Raw genomic sequence first — 20,290 nt, forward strand, 5'->3', positions numbered from 1 at the left:
GCACGGGTATTGCTATAGCCCTCGCAACGTTCCGTTTAACTGACGGTCAGCCAAGCGAGAGAGCCCGATGACCCAAGTCGCCCAGATGTCTCCTGTCCCCGAGCTGGAACACAGGCCGTCCGCCGAGCAGGCAAGCCGGCTTGGACTTGAGCAGGCATTTTCGCTGTTCAACCAGATGTCCAGCCAACTGACTGATTCCTACAGCCTGCTCGAAGCCCGGGTCACCGAGCTCAAGGGTGAATTGGCCGTGGTCAGCGCCCAGCGCATGCAGGAGCTGGCGGAAAAGGAACGCTTGGCCAATCGCCTGCAAAATCTCCTCGACCTGTTGCCCGGTGGCGTGATCGTCATCGATGCCCACGGCCGTGTGCGCGAAGCCAACCCGGCGGCTTGCGAATTGCTCGGCCTGCCGTTGGAGGGGGAGCTGTGGCGGCATGTCATCGCCCGTTGCTTTGCGCCCCGTGAAGACGACGGCCATGAAGTGTCCCTCAAGGACGGTCGGCGCCTGTCCATCTCGACGCGCTCGCTGGATGCCGAGCCTGGGCAGTTGGTGCTGCTCAATGACTTGACTGAAACCCGTCACCTGCAAGACCAGTTGGCTCGCCATGAGCGTCTGTCTTCCCTGGGGCGGATGGTGGCCTCGTTGGCCCACCAGATTCGTACGCCGCTTTCCGCCGCGCTGCTCTATGCCAGTCACCTGACTGAACAGCAATTGCCGATGGAAACCCAGCAACGCTTTGCCGGACGCTTGAAAGAGCGCCTGCATGAGCTGGAGCACCAGGTGCGCGACATGCTGGTCTTCGCTCGCGGCGAGCTGCCGTTGACCGACCGTGTCACCCCCAAGTCCTTGCTGCAATCGTTGCAGGCCGCGGCGTTGACTCATGTGCAGGATCTGCCGATTCGCTGGCAGTGCGACAGCCATGTCGGCGAAGTGTTGTGTAACCGCGACACGTTGGTGGGTGCGGTGTTGAATCTCATCGAAAACGCGATCCAGGCCAGCGGCGGCGACGTCCGGCTGAAAGTGCACTTGTATACCCGCGACAACATCTTGCGCCTGTGTGTCAGCGACAGCGGCAGTGGTATCGAGCCGGCCGTGCTGGCACGCCTGGGTGAGCCATTCTTTACCACCAAGACCACCGGCACCGGCTTGGGCCTGACCGTGGTCAAGGCTGTGGCCCGTGCCCATCAGGGAGAATTGCAACTGCGCTCGCGGCTGGGGCGTGGCACTTGTGCGACGGTGTGCTTGCCGTTGTTTTCCAATGCGCCAGGGGTGGAGTGAAAGCAATGGCGATCAAGGTGTTGCTGGTTGAGGATGACCGGGCGCTGCGTGAGGCGCTGGCCGATACGCTGGTCTTGGCTGGCCACGACTACGCCGCCGTCGGTTCGGCGGAAGAGGCGCTGCTTGCCGTGGGCCGCGAAGCGTTCGGCCTGGTGGTCAGTGACGTCAACATGCCGGGCATGGATGGCCATCAATTGCTCGGCCTGTTGCGCGCCCGTCAGCCGCAACTGCCGGTCTTGCTGATGACCGCCCACGGCGCCGTCGAGCGAGCGGTGGATGCCATGCGTCAAGGTGCCGCGGATTACCTGGTCAAGCCGTTCGAGCCCAAAGCACTGCTGGATCTGGTCGCGCGCCATGCCTTGGGTAGTCTCGCGGTCGAGGGTGAAGGTCCGGTGGCCATCGAACCGGCCAGTGCGCAATTGCTGGAGTTGGCCGCGCGGGTGGCCCGCAGCGATTCAACTGTGTTGATTTCCGGCGAGTCCGGTACGGGCAAGGAAGTGCTGGCGCGCTACATTCATCAACAGTCCCGGCGCGCCAACGAACCGTTCATTGCCATCAATTGCGCGGCAATCCCTGACAACATGCTCGAGGCGACGCTGTTCGGCCACGAAAAGGGCTCGTTCACGGGGGCCATTGCGGCCCAGGCTGGCAAGTTCGAGCAGGCTGACGGCGGCACGATTCTGCTCGATGAGATTTCCGAAATGCCGTTGGGCCTGCAGGCCAAGCTGTTGCGCGTATTGCAGGAGCGGGAAGTGGAGCGGGTCGGTGCGCGCAAACCCATCAGCCTGGATATTCGCGTGGTGGCAACCACCAACCGCGACCTGGCTGGCGAAGTGGCGGCGGGGCGTTTCCGTGAAGACCTCTATTACCGTCTGTCGGTCTTCCCGCTGGCTTGGCGTCCGCTGCGCGAGCGCACCGCCGATATCCTGCCGCTGGCCGAGCGTCTGCTGAACAAGCACGTCAATAAAATGAAGCATGCGGCGGCCCGGCTTTCGGCCGAGGCTCGGGCCTGCCTGGTTGCCTACCCATGGCCGGGCAATGTCCGAGAGCTCGATAACGCCATTCAGCGGGCCTTGATCCTGCAGCAGGGCGGCTTGATCCAGCCGGAGGATTTCTGCCTGGCCGGTCCGGTCGCTTGTGCACCATTGCCTGCATTGTCGCCGGTACCAACAGCGGCCTTCGCGCCCCCGCTGGAAGTCGAGGGTGAGTCGGCCGGCGCCTTGGGCGATGACCTGCGTCGTCGCGAGTTCCAGATGATCATCGACACCCTGCGCGCCGAGCGCGGTCGTCGCAAGGAGGCGGCCGAACGCCTGGGCATCAGCCCGCGCACCCTGCGCTACAAGTTGGCGCAGATGCGCGACGCCGGAATGGATGTCGAGGCCTATCTGTTCGCCAGTTGAGTAATGTGCACCGAATACCCCTTGTGGGAGCGGGCTTGCTCGCGAAAGCGATTTACCAGTCACCGTTGCATTGACTGAACCACCGCTTTCGCGAGCAAGCCCGCTCCCACACGCATTTGTTTTTTGCGGCCATGGAGCTGGCACCCTTGTTGCTAATACCTGAATACCCGCTGAGTAAGTGTCAAAAAAATGCGGGCCGCCAGAGAGAGTAGACCATGAGCCAAGGTATTGAATTTAATCGGTTGATGTTGGACATGCGGGCCATGCAGATGGACGCCATGGCCCAGCCTAAATCGGTCGCGGTCCCCCAGGTGGGTGGCAGCAGCTTTTCCGACTTGCTCGGTCAGGCCGTCAATAAAGTGAACGATACCCAGCAGGCATCGAATCAGTTGGCCAGTGCTTTCGAGATTGGCAAAAGTGGCGTCGACCTGACGGATGTAATGATCTCCTCGCAGAAAGCCAGTGTCTCGTTTCAGGCGTTGACCCAGGTTCGCAACAAACTGGTTCAAGCCTACCAAGACATCATGCAGATGCCGGTCTAAGGAAATTATTGAGTCATGGCAGAAGCAGCCGTTGATAACGTTCCAGCCAAGGCCACTCCGGTAGACGGCAAACCGCCGCTGTTCGGTCTGTCCTTCCTGGAAAATCTCTCCGAGATGACCATGCTGCGTCAGGTAGGCCTGTTGGTCGGCCTGGCTGCCAGCGTGGCGATTGGTTTTGCCGTGGTACTGTGGTCCCAGCAGCCGGACTACCGTCCGCTGTACGGCAGCCTGGCGGGCATGGACGCCAAGCAAGTCATGGAAACCCTGGCTTCCGCCGACATTCCTTATACCGTCGAACCTAATTCCGGCGCCTTGCTGGTCAAGGCCGATGACGTCGCCCGTGCGCGCCTCAAGCTCGCCGCGGCCGGCGTGACGCCTACCGATGGCAACATCGGTTTCGAGATCCTCGACAAGGACCAGGGCCTGGGCACCAGCCAATTCATGGAAGCGACCCGTTATCGTCGCGGCCTGGAAGGTGAGCTGGCGCGGACCATTTCCAGCCTGAACAATGTCAAGGGTGCCCGCGTGCACCTGGCGATTCCGAAAAGCTCGGTGTTCGTGCGCGATGAGCGCAAGCCCAGCGCTTCGGTACTGGTCGAGCTGTATTCGGGCCGCTCCCTGGAGCCAGGCCAGGTCGTTGCCATCGTCAATCTGGTGGCGACCAGCGTACCTGAGCTGAGCAAGTCGCAGATCACCGTGGTCGACCAGAAAGGCAACCTGCTGTCCGATCAGGCGGAGAACTCCGAACTGACCATGGCCGGCAAGCAATTCGATTACAGCCGTCGCATGGAAGGCATGCTGACCCAGCGGGTGCACAACATCCTGCAACCGATCCTGGGCAATGATCGCTATAAGGCCGAAGTGTCGGCCGATGTCGACTTCAGTGCCGTCGAGTCGACCTCCGAGCAGTTCAACCCGGACCAGCCGGCGTTGCGCAGCGAGCAGTCGGTCAATGAACAACGCACCGCCAGCAATGGCCCGCAAGGCGTACCGGGAGCCCTGAGCAACCAGCCGCCGTCGCCGGCCAGCGCGCCGCAGACCACCGGGGGCGCCACCGCGGCCGCTGGCATGGTGCAGCCAGGCCAGCCGCTGATCGATGCCAATGGCCAGCAGATCATGGACCCGGCCACCGGTCAGCCGATGTTGGCGCCGTACCCGGCCGACAAGCGTCAGCAGTCGACCAAGAACTTCGAACTCGACCGTTCCATCAGTCACACCAAGCAACAACAGGGTCGTTTGAATCGCCTGTCGGTCGCCGTGGTGGTGGACGATCAGGTCAAGGTCAACCCGGCCAATGGCGAAACCAGTCGTGCGCCGTGGAGCGCCGACGAATTGGCGCGTTTCACTCGCCTGGTGCAGGACGCCGTCGGTTTTGACGCCAGCCGCGGCGACAGCGTCAGCGTGATCAACGTACCGTTCTCCCTCGAGCGCGGTGAAGTGGTCGCCGATATTCCGTTTTATTCGCAACCCTGGTTCTGGGATGTGGTCAAGCAAGTATTGGGTGTGCTGTTCATCCTGGTACTGGTGTTTGGCGTGCTGCGTCCGGTGCTCAACAACATCACCGGTGGCGGCAAGAACAAGCAGTTGGCAGGTTTCGGTGATGTCGAGCTGGGAGGCATGGGCGGCCTGGATGGCGAATTGGCCAACGATCGCGTCAGCCTCGGCGGGCCGCAGAGCATCCTGCTGCCAAGCCCGAGCGAAGGCTATGACGCTCAGTTGAACGCCATCAAGAGTCTGGTGGCAGAAGACCCGGGTCGTGTGGCCCAGGTCGTGAAAGAGTGGATTAACGCAGATGAGTGATAATCGAGCCGCTGTTGCCAAATTGTCCCGGGTCGACAAAGCCGCGATCCTGCTGCTGTCCCTGGGTTCTACCGACGCTGCCCAAGTGCTGCGCCACATGGGGCCCAAGGAGGTCCAGCGCGTGGGCGTGGCAATGGCCCAGATGGGCAACGTGCACCGCGAGCAGGTCGAGCAGGTGATGAGCGAGTTCGTCGACATCGTCGGCGATCAGACCAGCCTCGGCGTCGGTTCCGACGACTACGTGCGCAAGATGCTCACCCAGGCACTGGGCGAGGACAAGGCCAACGGCCTCATCGACCGGATCCTGCTGGGTGGCAATACCAGCGGCCTGGACAGCCTCAAGTGGATGGAACCGCGGGCGGTTGCCGACGTGATCCGTTACGAGCACCCGCAGATCCAGGCGATCGTGGTGGCTTACCTCGACCCGGACCAGGCCGGTGAAGTCCTGGGCAACTTCGACCACAAGGTGCGCCTGGACATCATCCTGCGGGTGTCTTCGCTCAACACCGTGCAGCCGGCGGCCCTGAAAGAATTGAACCAGATTCTCGAGAAGCAGTTCTCGGGCAACTCCAATGCCTCGCGCACCACCTTGGGTGGTATCAAGCGTGCGGCGGACATCATGAACTTCCTCGACAGTTCGATCGAAGGTCAGTTGATGGACTCGATCCGCGAGTTCGACGAAGACCTGTCCGGTCAGATCGAAGACCTCATGTTCGTGTTCAACAACCTGTCCGATGTCGACGATCGTGGCATCCAGGCCCTGTTGCGCGAAGTGTCGTCCGACGTGCTGGTACTGGCCCTCAAGGGCTCGGACGAAGGCGTCAAGGAAAAGATCTTCAAGAACATGTCCAAACGGGCGGCCGAACTGTTGCGCGACGATCTCGAGGCCAAGGGCCCGGTGCGCGTCAGCGACGTGGAAACCGCACAGAAGGAAATCCTCACCATCGCCCGCCGCATGGCCGAAGCCGGGGAGATCGTTCTCGGTGGCAAGGGCGGCGAAGAGATGATCTAAGGTCGTTATGTCTGCCAAGAGTGATGAAGCACCCAGCGACCTGATCCGCGCCCGGGACGTCGGTGGTTTCGACGTCTGGTCGCTGCCCAGCTTCGATCCCCACGTGCCCGAGCCTGAGCCTGAGCCGGAGGAAGAGCTGCCGGAAATGGAGGAAGTGCCGCTGGAGGAAGTCCAGCCACTGACCCTCGAGGAAGTCGAGAGCATTCGCCAGGAAGCCTACAACGAAGGCTTTGCCGTGGGCGAAAAGGAAGGCTTCCACAGCACCACGCTCAAGGTCCGCCAGGAAGCCGACGTGGCGCTGACGGCCAAGCTTCGCGCGCTGGAATCGCTGATGCTCAACCTGTTCGACCCCATCGCCGAGCAGGACACCCAGATCGAGAAATCCCTGGTGGGGCTGGTGCAACACATCGCCAAACAAGTGATCCAGCGCGAACTGGCTATCGATTCGAGCCAGATCGAACATGTCATGCGTGAAGCGCTCAAGTTGTTGCCGTTGGGCGTGGGTAACGTGCGGTTGTACATCAATCCCCAGGACTTCGAGCTGGTCAAGGCCCTGCGCGAACGCCATGAAGAAACCTGGCGCATCGTCGAGGACGCGGCGCTGCTGCCGGGCGGTTGCCGTGTGGAAACCGAACACAGTCGCATCGACGCAACCGTTGAAACTCGCATCAGCCAGATCATGGCCAAATTGTTCGACCAGTTGCACGAACAGGCCTTGCACCCGGCCGCTGCCGACCTGAGCCTGGAGTTGCCGGACGAACCTCCGGTCAGTGCGGATGCCGCGCCGACCGATGCCGGGTTGGATGTACCTGAATTGGACGCTTCTGCACCGGACAGCCGCGATGCGCCTTGAGCGAACCAGCTTCGGCAAGCGCCTGGGCAGCTACGCCGAGGCCAGCGAACTGGCCGGTCAACCGATCCTGGAAGGGCGTCTGCTGCGCATGGTCGGCCTGACCCTCGAAGCCGAAGGCCTGCGTGCCGCCATGGGCAGCCGCTGCATGGTGATCAACGACGACAGTTATCACCCGGTGCAAGTCGAAGCCGAAGTCATGGGCTTCTCTGGCAGCAAGGTCTTCTTGATGCCGGTGGGCAGTGTCGCCGGCATCGCCCCCGGCGCGCGCGTGGTGCCCTTGGCCGACAACGGTCGCCTGCCCATGGGCATGAGCATGCTCGGGCGCGTGCTGGATGGAGCCGGACGGGCCTTGGACGGCAAGGGCGGTATGAAGGCTGAAGACTGGGTGCCGATGGACGGCCCGACGATCAACCCGCTCAAGCGCGACCCCATCAGCGTACCGCTGGACGTGGGTATCCGCTGCATCAACGGCTTATTGACAGTCGGACGCGGCCAGCGCTTGGGCCTGTTCGCCGGTACCGGGGTGGGCAAGAGCGTGCTGCTGGGCATGATGACCCGTTTCACCGAAGCCGACATCATCGTGGTGGGGCTGATCGGCGAACGGGGTCGTGAGGTGAAGGAATTCATCGAGCATATCCTTGGTGAGGAAGGGCTCAAGCGTTCGGTGGTGGTGGCTTCGCCAGCGGATGATGCGCCGTTGATGCGCTTGCGAGCGGCCATGTATTGCACACGTATCGCCGAGTATTTCCGTGACAAGGGCAAGAACGTCCTGTTGCTGATGGATTCGCTGACCCGTTTCGCTCAGGCCCAGCGGGAAATCGCCCTGGCCATCGGCGAACCGCCAGCCACCAAGGGCTATCCGCCTTCGGTATTCGCCAAGCTGCCGAAACTGGTGGAACGTGCCGGCAATGCGGAAAAGGGCGGTGGTTCGATCACCGCGTTCTATACCGTGCTGTCCGAAGGCGATGACCAGCAAGACCCTATCGCTGACTCGGCCCGGGGCGTACTCGACGGCCACATCGTGCTGTCCAGGCGCCTGGCCGAAGAAGGGCATTACCCGGCCATCGATATCGAGGCTTCCATCAGCCGGGTCATGCCGTCGGTCATCAGTGCCGAACACATGAAGCGGGCCCAGCAGTTCAAGCAGTATTGGTCGCGCTACCAGCAAAGCCGTGACTTGATCAGCGTCGGCGCCTATGTGCCTGGCGGCGACCGCGAGACCGACACCGCGATCAACCTGCACCCGTCGATGGCCGTCTACCTGCGCCAGAGCCTGAACGACAACATCGGCATGGGCGCCAGTGAGGCGCACTTGCAGACTCTTTTCGCCCCGATCTCAGGCACTTAACCGACCATGGCCACGAGTCGTGCGGCCCGCCTGGCCCCCGTGGTGGACATGGCGGAAAAGGCCGAGAAGACCGCCGTCCAGCGACTGGCGTATTTCCAGGGCCAGGTCAAAGTCGCCGAAAGCAAGCTGGCAGACCTCGAAAACTTTCGACTCGAATATCAGGAACAGTGGATCGCCCGTGGTGCCCACGGGGTTTCCGGGCAGTGGTTGTTGGGCTACCAAGGCTTTCTTGCGCAGTTGGGTACCGCTATCGACCAGCAGCGCCAGAGCCTGGTCTGGCACCAGAACAACCTAGAGAAGGCTCGCCAGAGCTGGCAAGAGGCGTTTGCCCGGGTCGAAGGGTTGCGCAAGCTGGTGCAGCGCTATATCGATGAGGCACGGCAACTGGAAGACAGGCGCGAACAGAAACTGCTCGATGAGTTGTCCCAGCGCCTGCCGCGGCAGAATCCCTATTGATGCGAAACCGGGATTTTGTCGGCAGATTCTGACAAAACCTTGCTCAGACCTTTACCAGATGCTACACCTTGTACACGTATGTCCATGACAAGGAAGCCGATCATGTCAGTCGTTACCGAAGTATCCCCCGATGGGCACAAGCTGACGATCTCGATCAAAGGTCGATTCGATTTCGGACGGCATCAGGAGTTTCGTGAGTCCTATGAACGGCTCAATCAGAAACCTGACTCCATCGTGGTGGATTTGAAAGAAGCCACTTATCTCGACAGTTCCGCCTTGGGCATGCTTTTGTTGTTGCGCGATCATGCCGGTGGCGACCAGTCGGATATCCGTGTCGTCAACAGCAGCAATGACGTCAAGAAAATCCTCGCGATCTCCAATTTCGACAAGCTGTTCGACATCAGTTGACGGCCATGCAATCGTCGTCGGAGCCGCTGACGGTCCTGATTGCCGAAGACAGTGCCGCTGATCGACTGCTGTTGTCGACCATTGTCCGCCGCCAGGGGCATCATGTGCTCACTGCGGCCGATGGCGCCGAAGCGGTCGATGTCTATCTGGAGCAACGTCCGCACCTGGTGCTGATGGATGCGATGATGCCAGTGATGGACGGCTTTGAAGCCGCGCAGAAAATCAAGCAGTTGGCCGGGGACCAGTTGGTCCCGATCATTTTCCTCACCTCGTTGACCGAGAGCGAAGCCCTGGCCCGTTGCCTGGAAGCGGGCGGTGACGATTTCCTGGCCAAACCCTACAACCAAGTGATCCTGGCGGCCAAGATCAAGGCCATGGACCGCTTGCGTCGGTTGCAGGCCACGGTGGTGGAGCAGCGCGACCAGATCGCCAGGCACCATGACTACCTGCTCAACGAACAACGGGTCGCCAAGGCTGTATTCGACAAGATCGCCCACTCCGGCTGCCTGAGCGCGCCGAACATCCGCTACTTGCAATCGCCTTATGCCTTGTTCAACGGTGATTTGCTGCTGGCGGCGTTCAACCCGGCCGGCGACATGCACGTCCTGCTGGGGGATTTCACCGGGCACGGTTTGCCGGCGGCGGTCGGTGCGATGCCGCTGGCGGAAGTGTTCTACGGGATGACCGCCAAGGGCTACGGCCTGGCGCAGATCCTGCGGGAGATGAATGCCAAGCTTAAACGCATCCTGCCAGTGGACATGTTCTGTTGCGCGACGTTGCTATGCCTGAGTTTCCAGCGGTGCACGGTGGAAGTCTGGAATGGCGGCATGCCCGAGGGTTACCTGCATGACAGCCTCAGCGGCGTGCGCACGCCATTGCCGGCGCGGCACCTGCCGTTGGGTGTGCTCTCGCCCCAGCTATTCGATGATCGCACCGAAGTGCACGCCATGTCGTTGGGGGACCGGGTGTTCCTGTTGTCTGACGGCGTAATCGAAACCAGTGACGACCATGATCGGCCGTTTGGCGTGGAGGGGTTGCAGCAGGTGTTTGCAGCCAACCGTGAGCCCGATCTTCTTTTCGAAGATATCCAGCAGGCCCTGCGGGACTTTCGCGGCGAGGCTCGGGACGACTTCAGTATGGTCGAGGTACGGCTGGTCGCACCGACGCAACTCAATCCGCCGCCGCCGGTCTATTCCGATAGCGGCCAGTCCAGCCCGCTGGATTGGTCGGTGAGCTTCGAGTTCCGGGCGCAGACACTCAAGCGCTTCAACCCGATGCCTTACCTGTTGCAGTTGTTGCTCGAGGTCCATGGACTCAGGGCGCAGAGTGGCGCCCTTTACAGCGTCATGTCGGAGCTCTACTCCAATGCCCTGGATCATGGGGTGCTGGGGCTCGACTCGAGCCTCAAGCGTGACGCGGCGGGTTTTGCCCGCTACTACCGGGAGCGCAATACGCGCCTGGATGAACTGAGCGACGGTTACGTGCGGGTGCATTTGCGTGTTTCACCAGACGGCGAGGGTGGTCGCCTGGCCATCGAAGTCGAAGACAGTGGCGAGGGGTTTGATGTCGCCAGAGTGCTGGCGCGGCCCGTGGACAGTGATCGGTTGTCGGGGCGCGGCGTGAGCCTGGTACGCCAGTTGAGCCACCAGGCCAGTTGGTCAGACGATGGTCGTAGTGCGCGCGTGGAGTTTTTCTGGGAGGCTCTGGCATAATCGGGGCCATTCTTGATCAGGGAGCGAACAAGTGAACGAGATTCATCTGGACCGCGACGTGCTCAGCACGTTGAAGGAAGTCATGGAGGAGGGGTATCTGGAGTTGCTGGATACGTTTCTCAACGACTCCGAGGCTCGCCTGCGGGTGCTGCATGAAGCACGGGATGCTGAAAAACTGAGCGCCACGGCCCACAGCTTCAAGGGCAGCAGCAGCAACATGGGCGCCATCCGCCTGGCCGAGCTGTGCGGCGAGCTGGAACAGCGTGCCAAGCAACCGTCATTGGGCGGTATCGAAAAGCTGGTCAACGAAATCGACAATGAATTTGCTCATGTCCGCAAGCTTTGCAGGGAAGAGCGTGAAGGCTTTCACTGCTGAGATTCGACGGTCGGGCAGACGTTGGCCCGTGCCTTGCATTGCCTAGTCTCGACTGTACCTATGATTCCAGTGCAGCGGAGACCCTTTTATGCCTGTTACCCCCAACACACTGCTTCAGGCCTCTGTCCAGGCCAAGCCCCAGGTCGCCGTCAATTCACCGGCAGCGGCCCCGGAACTCGGGGATAGAGCCTCCAGCTTCGCTCAAGTCTTCGCCAAGCAGGCGCCTGCCAAATCGGCTGCGGCCCCTGAGCCATCGGTGAAATCGGTACGCGACAAGGCTGCCGACAACACCGTCAAAAAAGACACTGGCAACCAGACCCCTGCCGCCCCGGAGCCGACGGTTGCCGATAGCGGCAAACCCTTGCCCACGGAAAAACCGGCCAGCGCCGACGATAACGCCGCCAGTGACGACAACGCCGACCCTGCGCAAACGCCAGTTGCCGATGCTGCGCCTATCGATCCGAGCCTTGATCCAGGACTGCTGCCGGACATGGCGGTGCCGGTGGCGACAGCCACGGCGGAACCTGCACCTGTGGCGGTCACGACTGACACCCAGCTGGGTACGGCAGTAGCGGCGCCGGTTGCCCCCTTGGCCGCACCGGTCCAGGTGACCCAGGCGGCGGTCCCGGTGGATGATCCCGCCTTCGATCCTGAAGCCGACCCACTCGACGCGTTGCCAGCCTTGCGCTTGGCGATGGAGCAGGGCGGCCATGTTTCCGCCACCAGCCAGGCCCAACCCAAGAGCGCGGCCCCGGCGTCGCTCGATGGTGAGCCGACTTCGGCACAAACCTTTGCCGCCGGTATGGCGAGCATGCTTACTGTGCAAGCCGACCAGAACAGTACCGGGCCCGGCAGCCAGGGTGGCGACAAGGCATTCGGTGGCTTGATCAGCGAAGGCCTCAAGGACCTTGGCGCCGCTTCCAGTGACACTCGCGTGGACGATTTCGCCAACCGCTTGGCCGCACTGACCCAGGCCGCTACGCCCAAAACCGCCAATGCGGTGCCGGTCAACCAGCCTATCGCAATGAATCAGAACGGTTGGACCGAAGAGGTGGTCAACCGGGTGATGTACCTGTCCAGCGTCAATCTCAAGGCGGCCGATATCCAGTTGCAACCCGCCGAGCTCGGGCGCCTGGATATCCGGGTGAACATGGTTCCGGACCAGCAGACCCAGGTCACGTTCATGAGCGCCCACTCCGGCGTTCGCGAAGCCCTCGAAGGCCAGTTGCATCGCCTGCGGGACAGTTTTGCCCAGCAGGGCATGGGCCAGGTCGACGTCAGTGTATCGGACCAGTCCCGTGGCTCGCAGAACCAGGGGCAGCAGGCCCAGCAGCAAGCCCAGGCGGGGCGCACCACGTCGTCCGGTGGGCGGGTGGATTCGGCGGACGACGCTGGCACGGCCAGCATTGCTGAAGCGGCTGTCAGCACGACCAGTGTCATCGGCACCAGCGCGGTCGACTACTACGCCTGACCCAACGATGCTCGCCCCTGTGGGAGCGAGCCTGCTCGCGATAGCGGATTGTCAGTCACCCTTGCGTGGGCTGATCCACTGCTATCGCGAGCAGGCTCGCTCCCACTTTGTTTTTATGGGGATTGAAGATCGCGTCTGCCCGTCATCTTAAGCGCCGACACTTCTGGCATAACACTTGCTCCAGCCTTGCCGTGCAACAGTGAAAACCCCGATTAGTGACGGATTATTGGCATGGCGAAGAGTGAAGCAGCAGCTGTAAAAGACCCTGCAACCAAAGGCAAACTCAAGCTGATCATCATGATCGTGGTGGGTTTGCTCCTGGCGATCGGCGTTTCGGTGGGGGCGACCTGGTATTTCATGCACAGCGCCCAAAGCAAGCCGGCGGTGGCGGTCGAAGCCGCACCAGTGGGCAAGCAACCGGCGATTTTCGAGCCGATGGCGCCAGCCTTCGTGGCCAACTACACCCAGAACGGTCGTCAACGCTACATGCAGGTCAGCATCACCCTGCTGGGTCGCAACCAGGCTGACCTGGAAGCGCTGCGGGTGCACATGCCGCTGATCCGCAATAACCTGGTGATGCTGTTTTCCGGACAGAATTTCGACACCCTGGCCACCCCGGTCGGTCAGGAAATGCTGCGTCAGAAAGCCACGGCCAGCGTGCAGGAAGTGGCTCAGAAAGAGCTTGGCAAAGTGGTGATCGAACAGTTGCTTTTCACTAACTTCGTATTGCAGTAGGAACACGACATGGCCGTGCAGGACCTGTTGTCCCAGGACGAAATCGACGCGCTGCTACATGGTGTCGACGATGGCCTGGTGCAGACCGAGAACGCTGCTGAACCGGGCAGCGTCAAAAGCTACGACCTGACCAGCCAGGATCGCATCGTTCGTGGACGCATGCCGACCCTGGAAATGATCAACGAGCGTTTCGCCCGCTATACCCGCATCAGCATGTTCAACATGCTGCGCCGCTCGGCCGACGTGGCCGTCGGTGGCGTGCAGGTGATGAAGTTCGGTGAGTACGTGCACTCGCTGTACGTGCCTACCAGCCTCAACCTGGTGAAGATCAAGCCGTTGCGCGGCACCGCATTGTTCATTCTTGACGCCAAGCTGGTGTTCAAGCTGGTGGACAACTTCTTCGGCGGCGACGGTCGTCACGCCAAGATCGAGGGGCGTGAATTCACCCCGACCGAGCTGCGGGTCGTGCGCATGGTGCTGGAGCAGGCTTTCGTCGACTTGAAGGAAGCCTGGCAAGCGATCATGGAAGTGAACTTCGAGTACATCAACTCGGAAGTGAACCCGGCCATGGCCAACATCGTCGGCCCGAGCGAGGCCATCGTGGTCTCGACCTTCCACATCGAGCTCGATGGCGGTGGCGGCGACCTGCACGTGACCATGCCGTACTCGATGATCGAGCCGGTGCGAGAAATGCTCGATGCCGGTTTCCAGTCGGACCTCGACGACCAGGACGAGCGCTGGATCAATGCGCTGCGCCAGGATGTGCTGGATGTCGACGTGCCGATCGGCGCGACGGTTGCCCGGCGCCAACTGCGCCTGCGGGACATCCTGCACATGCAGCCGGGTGACATCATCCCCGTCGAGATGCCGGAAGACATGATCATGCGCGCCAATGGCGTACCGGCCTTCAAGGTCAAGATGGGCTCTCACAAAGGCAACCTGGCGTTGCAGGTGATCGAGCCGATCGAACGCCGCTGAGCGGGGTCGAACCCCTTGAGTTTGTAACGGATTTTACGTTTTTAACTGATTTTTGCCCGCCGAGGACAAATGATGGCTGACGATATGAATACCCAGGATGACCAGGCGCTTGCCGACGAATGGGCCGCAGCCCTGGAAGAAACCGGTGATGCCGGGCAAGCCGACATCGACGCCTTGCTGGCGGCCGACAGTGGCGCTCATGCGTCCAGCCGCCTGCAGATGGAAGAATTTGGCAGCGTGCCGAAGAGTCATGAGCCGGTAACGCTCGATGGCCCGAACCTGGATGTGATCCTCGATATCCCGGTGTCGATTTCCATGGAAGTGGGCAGCACCGACATCAACATCCGCAACCTGCTGCAGCTCAACCAGGGCTCGGTGATCGAGCTGGACCGCCTGGCCGGCGAACCACTCGACGTGCTGGTCAACGGTACCTTGATCGCCCATGGCGAAGTGGTGGTGGTCAACGAGAAGTTCGGTATTCGCCTGACGGACGTGATCAGTCCGAGCGAACGCATCAAGAAGCTGCGCTGAGTGAAAGGTTTCTTCGCAGCAGCCGCGATGCTGCCATTGAGCGTGCTGGCGGCCGAGCCGGTTGCCACGGCCGCCGCTGCGCCGGCTGCCGGCAGTGGCGTGGCCGGGCAATTGGCACAGCTGGTGCTGGGTTTGCTGCTGGTGCTGGGCTTGATCTTCTTCCTCGCCTGGATGCTGCGTCGGGTGCAGCAGGCCGGGCCAGCCGGCAAAGGCCAGGTCATCGACATCATCGGCTCCCGCGCGCTCGGTCCGCGGGACCGGCTGGTGCTGGTGCAGGTCGGCAGCGAGCAGATCCTGCTGGGCCTGAGCCCGGGCACCATTACCGCCTTGCACGTCCTCAAGGAGCCGGTGCAGGTGCCCTCCGCCGAGCAGGCAAGTCCCGAGTTTGCCCAGCGTCTCATGGAACTGTTGGGTAAAGACCAGAAGGATAAAAAGTAATGCCGTTGCGCATTCTGTTGGCATTGGCCCTGATGCTGGCCGCACCGTTGGCGTTCGCCGCCGATCCACTGTCGATTCCGGCGATCACCCTCGGAACCAACGCCGAAGGGGCCCAGGAATACTCGGTCAGCCTGCAGATCCTGCTGATCATGACCGCGCTGAGTTTCATCCCGGCGTTCGTCATGCTGATGACCAGTTTCACCCGGATCATCATTGTCTTTTCGATCCTGCGCCAGGCCCTGGGCCTGCAACAGACCCCCTCGAACCAGATCCTCACCGGCATGGCGCTGTTCCTGACCATGTTCATCATGGCGCCGGTGTTCGACCGGGTGAACCAGGATGCGCTGCAACCCTACCTGGCGGAAAAAATCACTGCTCAGGATGCCGTGGCCAAGGCTGAAGTGCCGATCAAGGATTTCATGCTGGCCCAGACTCGCAGCAGCGACCTGGAGCTGTTCATGCGCCTGTCCAAGCGCACCGATATCCCCAGTGCCGATCAGGCGCCATTGACCATCCTGGTGCCGGCGTTCGTGACCTCCGAGCTCAAGACCGCTTTCCAGATCGGCTTCATGATTTTCATCCCGTTCCTGATCATCGACCTGGTGGTCGCCAGCGTACTGATGGCCATGGGCATGATGATGCTCTCGCCGCTGATCATTTCCCTGCCGTTCAAGATCATGCTGTTTGTGCTGGTGGATGGCTGGGCGTTGATCATCGGTACCCTGGCGGGCAGTTTCGGCGGTGTTTAGGCCTTTTGTGCGGGTAGGACGATATGACGCCTGAAGTAGCGGTAGACCTGTTCCGTGAAGCGCTCTGGTTGACGACCATGATGGTTGCCATCCTGGTGATCCCCAGCCTCCTGGTCGGATTGCTGGTGGCGATGTTCCAGGCCGCGACCCAGATCAACGAACAGACCTTGAGCTTCCTGCCACGCCTGTTGGTGATGCTGGTGACGCTGATCGTCGCCGGCCCCTGGATGGTACAAACCTTCATGGAATACATCCTGCAGTTGTACGGCAGTATTCCGCAGTTGATCGGCTGACCGCATGTCGATGCTCGAGCTTACGGACACCCAGATCAGTTCCTGGGTGGCATCGTTCATCCTGCCGCTGTTTCGCGTCACCGCGGTGCTGATGAGCATGCCGGTCTTCGGCACGACCCTGGTGCCCCGGCGCGTGCGCCTGTATTTCGCCCTGGCGATCACGGTTGTCATCGCGCCCGGACTCCCGCCGATGCCGCCGGTCCATGCCCTGGACCTCAGTGCACTGATGCTGGTGGCCGAGCAAATTCTCATCGGCGCCTTGATGGGCTTCTCGCTACAGCTGTTCTTCCAGGCCTTCGTGGTGGCTGGGCAAATCATTTCGATCCAGATGGGCATGGCCTTCGCGTCCATGGTCGACCCCACCAATGGCGTGACGACGGCAGTGATCGGTCAGTTCCTGACGATGCTGGTGACCCTGTTGTTCCTCGCCATGAATGGGCATCTGGTGGTCTTCGAGGTCTTGACCGAGAGCTTTACCACCATGCCGGTGGGCAATGCGTTCCTGATCAATCATTTCTGGGAGATCGCCGGTAAGCTCGGCTGGGTCCTGGGCGCGGCGATGGTGCTGGTATTGCCGGCGATCACCGCGTTGCTGGTGGTCAACATCGCCTTTGGCGTGATGACCCGCGCGGCACCGCAATTGAATATTTTCTCCATCGGCTTTCCGCTGACCCTCGTGCTGGGCATGGTGATTTTCTGGGTCAGCCTGGGGGATATCCTCAACCAGTATCAGCCGCTGGCCACCCAGGCCTTGCAGCTTTTACGCGACATGGCACAGGCACGCTGAACCATGGCCGAGAGCGAGAGTGGTCAGGACAAGACAGAAGACCCTACGGAAAAGCGCCTGCGCGAATCCCGGGAAAAGGGTGAGACTGCCCGGTCCAAGGAACTCAACACGCTGGCGGTGATGCTGGCGGGGGCGGGCGGATTGCTGGTTTATGGCGGCGGGTTGGCCCTGGACCTGCTGGAAATCATGCGCCTGAATTTCTCCCTGCCCCGTGAGGTGCTGCTTTCTCCCGGTTCCATGTCCCAACACCTGCTGCACTCGGGCAAGATCGCGATCCTGGCGGTGCAGCCGGTCCTGATCTGTTTGCTGCTGGCCGCCGTGATTGGCCCGATTTCACTGGGCGGCTGGTTGTTCGCCGCCGGTAGCCTGGCCCCAAAATTCAGTCGAATGAACCCGGCCGCAGGCCTCAAGCGCATGTTTTCTACCTCGGCGCTGATGGAGTTGCTCAAGGCTTTCGGGAAATTCCTGTTGGTCCTGTTCGTCGCGCTGACAGTGTTGCAGGCCGATATCGATGATCTGCTGCGCATTGCTCACGAACCGCTGGAGCAGGCGATTATCCACAGCGTGCAGTTGGTGGGCTGGAGTACGTTGTGGATGGCTTGCGGCCTGATCCTGATCGCCGCCATCGACGTGCCGATCCAGCTCTATCAGAGCAAGCAGAAGCTGATGATGACCAAGCAGGAAGTGCGCGACGAGCACAAGGACTCGGAGGGCAAGCCAGAGGTCAAGCAGCGGATCCGGCAGTTGCAGCGTGAGGTCTCCCAGCGGCGGATGATGGCGGCGATTCCCGATGCCGATGTGGTCATCACCAACCCGACCCACTACGCCGTCGCCCTCAAGTATGACCCCGAGAAAGGCAACGCCCCCGTGTTGCTGGCAAAGGGCAGTGATTTCCTGGCGCTGAAGATTCGTGAAATCGCCGTGGCCAATGAAGTGATGCTGCTCGAATCCCCGGCGTTGGCGCGGTCGATCTACTACTCCACTGAACTCGACCAGGAAATCCCCGGGGGCTTGTATCTGGCCGTGGCCCAGGTGCTGGCCTACGTCTACCAGATCCGCCAGCACCGCGCGGGTAAAGGCAAGCGTCCAGAGCCGCTCAAGGACTTGCCGATTCCGCCGGATTTGCGGCGTGATTCCTGATAGGCCGTCGAGCCTGGGATGATTTTGAGCGCGTTCACCTAGTTCGAAGAGCGCCATTTCCGGGTGTTAGCAACGTATCTGAACTTGAGGGTATCCCCTTTTCTAAGTTGCATGGAGGTACCGGATACGAGATTAGTGCCCATGATGGTTGTCGTATAGGTGGCGTTGGAGGTCAAGGTGACTTCGTCGTTTTCCCAGGCTGTGAGGGGAAGGGTAATTTGCGCAATCCAGTCGCCATCCCGGAAATGCACCTGGGTTTTTTCGGTGCCGGTATCTTCCATTTGGGCTCCGGCCTTGGCTGCGCCGTAGGTATGTACGGGCGTCTGGAGGGGCCACCAACTGCCTTGTCCAAACCTGAAGAGATATTTGTCGCCTCGTTGGCAGCGGTAGACGCGCTCCGCGGGTTTGCGATGGATCTGGCTGTGCCAGCCTTCGACTGCCGTAATTACGGAAGATACCTCGATATAGCTACTGTCCGGTGCAGTGGTCGGCAGGCTGATATGTTCGGTCCAGTTGTAATCTGCTGTCTGGTATCTGACGAGTTTTTCATCGGTACGCGGGGTGGGAACCGTCTCCCCAGACGTGTTGGGGGAATAGGTAGGGACATCTTGCAACAGCCATTTTTGCTGGAAGCTATCGAACTGGAATAGCAGCACATCGCCTTGCACTAAACTCAGTTGGGGGAGCGGAAAGTCACTGTTGGAAACCCGCAGGTCTGTCGGTAAATTAGCTTTGCAGATGATGAGTACGGTGGCACCGTGGAATCCCGTTATCGGGAGGCCTATCGAGGATCTCCAATTACCATTATATGTCTCCAGGGCGACCGCCCGGTGTCCACGGGGAATGTAGCCGTCGGCGGCAAGATCCGTGGGATTGAGGTAAAGGGAGGTGCCTATTTTGCTTCTGAAACTGTTCGCATGAATGCAGTTGTCGATATGCCGGTGACGTAGCGACCAGTCGGTGTTGATGATGTGGAATTTCATGATGGGAGAATTGGCGTCGCCCGCCGCAAACCAGCTCATGACGTCCGATGACATATCGTCGGGTTGTCCGACCAGCGTGTATTTGTGGGCCTGGATGGCACGCAGTTCATACTCTGGCTTTGTCTCATTGCCGACGCGGTCGATAAAACTTTTCAGCTCGCTGCTGGAGGGTATGTCCTTTCCTATCCAACGCTGATTGACCCCCGGCCAGAACTGCGGGTCTCGTCGGTTATCGTCATAAGCAATCACGACATTTTTCTGTAAGGCCCAGAGTTGCCTGAGCACCAGCGGCTTCCATTTGGGCTCTATCAATTTATCGCCGAAGGTCTGTTTTATAACGTTGGCCAGTTCGCGATGTGCGGCGTCGGTGAAGTTACTGAACTGATGAAAGTCCAGGATAACGACCTCTTTAGGGTAGGCCTTGTAAAGATTCATCGCTGCTTGCAGGATGTCGCCGCGGACGGTTCTTCCAGAGTCGAGACTGTGGTAAATCATGAATCTTTTCCAATCGCCTGCCGGGTAGCCCGGGTAAAATCGCACCCTCAGGTCGAGCACCCTGATACCTGTTTGTAATTGGGCATGAGGTGATACGTCCTGGCAAGTGTCATAGCTGTTGGTGTAGTCGGCTTGTTTGTCCGAGCCAGAGTTGTGGGTGCCGGGCAGTATCATTTCGTCAATCCGCAGACTGGCGGTGGCACCGGGGTAGTAGCCCATCCAATTCGGTCGCACATTGTTGAAAGGCGAACAGATACCGCCGCTGATGGAGCCACTGGGGCACCAGCCTATCCTGGGCGTTGAGAGCGGTTCATCGCCTGGAGCGGGTTCACAACGGGTGGGGTGTTCGGTATCGGGATATTCGGCGGGAGGATAGGGGGCTAACACTGTCGGCACATATGGTTTCAACACGCCATGTTCGTCCAGGTCATCTGGATGCACGCCCATTTGTTCTGCAAGTTCGTTAAGGGAGATATTCTCGGTCATGACAGGTCTCCGCAAGGTGCG

Annotated in this window: 21 protein-coding genes; 20 read left to right on the forward strand and 1 reads right to left on the reverse strand. The window is 60.7% G+C overall.

Going from position 1 to position 20,290, the window contains the following annotated elements; genetic code table 11:
- Positions 1-67: 67 nt before the first annotated feature.
- The 20 genes from DTP52_RS00230 to flhB all read left to right on the forward strand — a co-directional run bounded on the left by DTP52_RS00230 (position 68) and on the right by flhB (position 18,305).
- A complete protein-coding gene (locus DTP52_RS00230; protein ID WP_109751344.1) occupies positions 68-1,276 on the forward strand; it encodes a PAS domain-containing sensor histidine kinase in 1,209 nt (402 codons plus the stop codon).
- A gap of 5 nt (positions 1,277-1,281) precedes the next feature.
- Positions 1,282-2,676: a sigma-54-dependent response regulator transcription factor FleR gene (fleR, locus tag DTP52_RS00235; RefSeq protein ID WP_109751345.1), complete on the forward strand. Its 1,395-nt coding sequence runs from the start codon at positions 1,282-1,284 to the stop codon at positions 2,674-2,676.
- Between the two features lie 215 nt (positions 2,677-2,891).
- Complete coding sequence (fliE, locus tag DTP52_RS00240) at positions 2,892-3,218, forward strand: flagellar hook-basal body complex protein FliE (RefSeq protein WP_109751346.1); 327 nt, start codon at positions 2,892-2,894, stop codon at positions 3,216-3,218.
- Between the two features lie 15 nt (positions 3,219-3,233).
- A complete protein-coding gene (fliF, locus tag DTP52_RS00245) occupies positions 3,234-5,018 on the forward strand; it encodes a flagellar basal-body MS-ring/collar protein FliF (RefSeq protein ID WP_109751347.1) in 1,785 nt (594 codons plus the stop codon).
- Entirely contained in the window at positions 5,011-6,030 is a 1,020-nt protein-coding gene (gene fliG / locus DTP52_RS00250; RefSeq protein WP_003199086.1) for a flagellar motor switch protein FliG, read from the forward strand. The genes fliF and fliG overlap by 8 nt, the downstream gene beginning before the upstream one ends.
- A gap of 7 nt (positions 6,031-6,037) precedes the next feature.
- Positions 6,038-6,883 carry a flagellar assembly protein FliH gene (gene fliH, locus DTP52_RS00255; protein ID WP_109751348.1) on the forward strand — a complete coding sequence of 282 codons (846 nt, stop codon included), beginning with the start codon at positions 6,038-6,040 and terminating at the stop codon, positions 6,881-6,883.
- Entirely contained in the window at positions 6,873-8,231 is a 1,359-nt protein-coding gene (fliI, locus tag DTP52_RS00260) for a flagellar protein export ATPase FliI (protein WP_109751349.1), read from the forward strand. The genes fliH and fliI overlap by 11 nt, the downstream gene beginning before the upstream one ends.
- Positions 8,232-8,237: 6 nt before the next feature.
- Positions 8,238-8,687 carry a flagellar export protein FliJ gene (fliJ, locus tag DTP52_RS00265; RefSeq protein ID WP_058543553.1) on the forward strand — a complete coding sequence of 150 codons (450 nt, stop codon included), beginning with the start codon at positions 8,238-8,240 and terminating at the stop codon, positions 8,685-8,687.
- Positions 8,688-8,789: 102 nt separating this feature from the next.
- Positions 8,790-9,095: an STAS domain-containing protein gene (locus DTP52_RS00270; protein ID WP_014337164.1), complete on the forward strand. Its 306-nt coding sequence runs from the start codon at positions 8,790-8,792 to the stop codon at positions 9,093-9,095.
- A 5-nt stretch (positions 9,096-9,100) separates the two neighbouring features.
- On the forward strand, positions 9,101-10,807 hold the full coding sequence (locus DTP52_RS00275) for a fused response regulator/phosphatase (protein WP_109751350.1): 1,707 nt from the start codon (positions 9,101-9,103) through the stop codon (positions 10,805-10,807).
- Positions 10,808-10,838: 31 nt separating this feature from the next.
- The gene (locus DTP52_RS00280) at positions 10,839-11,183 is read left to right on the forward strand and encodes an Hpt domain-containing protein (RefSeq protein ID WP_109751351.1); all 345 of its coding nucleotides are present in this window, start codon (positions 10,839-10,841) and stop codon (positions 11,181-11,183) included.
- Positions 11,184-11,271: 88 nt separating this feature from the next.
- On the forward strand, positions 11,272-12,654 hold the full coding sequence (locus tag DTP52_RS00285; RefSeq protein ID WP_109751352.1) for a flagellar hook-length control protein FliK: 1,383 nt from the start codon (positions 11,272-11,274) through the stop codon (positions 12,652-12,654).
- 231 nt (positions 12,655-12,885) lie between these two features.
- A complete protein-coding gene (gene fliL, locus DTP52_RS00290) occupies positions 12,886-13,389 on the forward strand; it encodes a flagellar basal body-associated protein FliL (protein WP_013692537.1) in 504 nt (167 codons plus the stop codon).
- A gap of 9 nt (positions 13,390-13,398) precedes the next feature.
- Positions 13,399-14,367, forward strand: a complete 969-nt coding sequence (gene fliM, locus DTP52_RS00295; RefSeq protein WP_003184019.1) for a flagellar motor switch protein FliM — start codon at positions 13,399-13,401, stop codon at positions 14,365-14,367.
- A 72-nt stretch (positions 14,368-14,439) separates the two neighbouring features.
- Entirely contained in the window at positions 14,440-14,898 is a 459-nt protein-coding gene (fliN, locus tag DTP52_RS00300) for a flagellar motor switch protein FliN (protein ID WP_109751353.1), read from the forward strand.
- Positions 14,899-15,336: a flagellar biosynthetic protein FliO gene (gene fliO, locus DTP52_RS00305; RefSeq protein ID WP_109751354.1), complete on the forward strand. Its 438-nt coding sequence runs from the start codon at positions 14,899-14,901 to the stop codon at positions 15,334-15,336.
- Positions 15,336-16,085, forward strand: a complete 750-nt coding sequence (fliP, locus tag DTP52_RS00310) for a flagellar type III secretion system pore protein FliP (RefSeq protein ID WP_053120292.1) — start codon at positions 15,336-15,338, stop codon at positions 16,083-16,085. Before fliO ends, fliP begins: the two co-directional genes overlap by 1 nt.
- A gap of 23 nt (positions 16,086-16,108) precedes the next feature.
- Complete coding sequence (fliQ, locus tag DTP52_RS00315; protein ID WP_038858957.1) at positions 16,109-16,378, forward strand: flagellar biosynthesis protein FliQ; 270 nt, start codon at positions 16,109-16,111, stop codon at positions 16,376-16,378.
- Between the two features lie 4 nt (positions 16,379-16,382).
- Positions 16,383-17,165, forward strand: a complete 783-nt coding sequence (gene fliR, locus DTP52_RS00320; RefSeq protein WP_109751355.1) for a flagellar biosynthetic protein FliR — start codon at positions 16,383-16,385, stop codon at positions 17,163-17,165.
- A gap of 3 nt (positions 17,166-17,168) precedes the next feature.
- The gene (gene flhB / locus DTP52_RS00325; protein ID WP_109751356.1) at positions 17,169-18,305 is read left to right on the forward strand and encodes a flagellar biosynthesis protein FlhB; all 1,137 of its coding nucleotides are present in this window, start codon (positions 17,169-17,171) and stop codon (positions 18,303-18,305) included.
- Positions 18,306-18,343: 38 nt separating this feature from the next.
- On the opposite strand, the gene DTP52_RS00330 is transcribed toward flhB, so the two are convergent.
- Positions 18,344-20,269 carry a hypothetical protein gene (locus DTP52_RS00330; RefSeq protein WP_146206830.1) on the reverse strand — a complete coding sequence of 642 codons (1,926 nt, stop codon included), beginning with the start codon at positions 20,267-20,269 and terminating at the stop codon, positions 18,344-18,346.
- Between the last annotated feature and the right edge of the window lie 21 nt (positions 20,270-20,290).

It is taken from the genome of Pseudomonas sp. 43mfcvi1.1 (genome assembly GCF_900115935.1).
GTDB lineage: Bacteria > Pseudomonadota > Gammaproteobacteria > Pseudomonadales > Pseudomonadaceae > Aquipseudomonas > Aquipseudomonas bijieensis.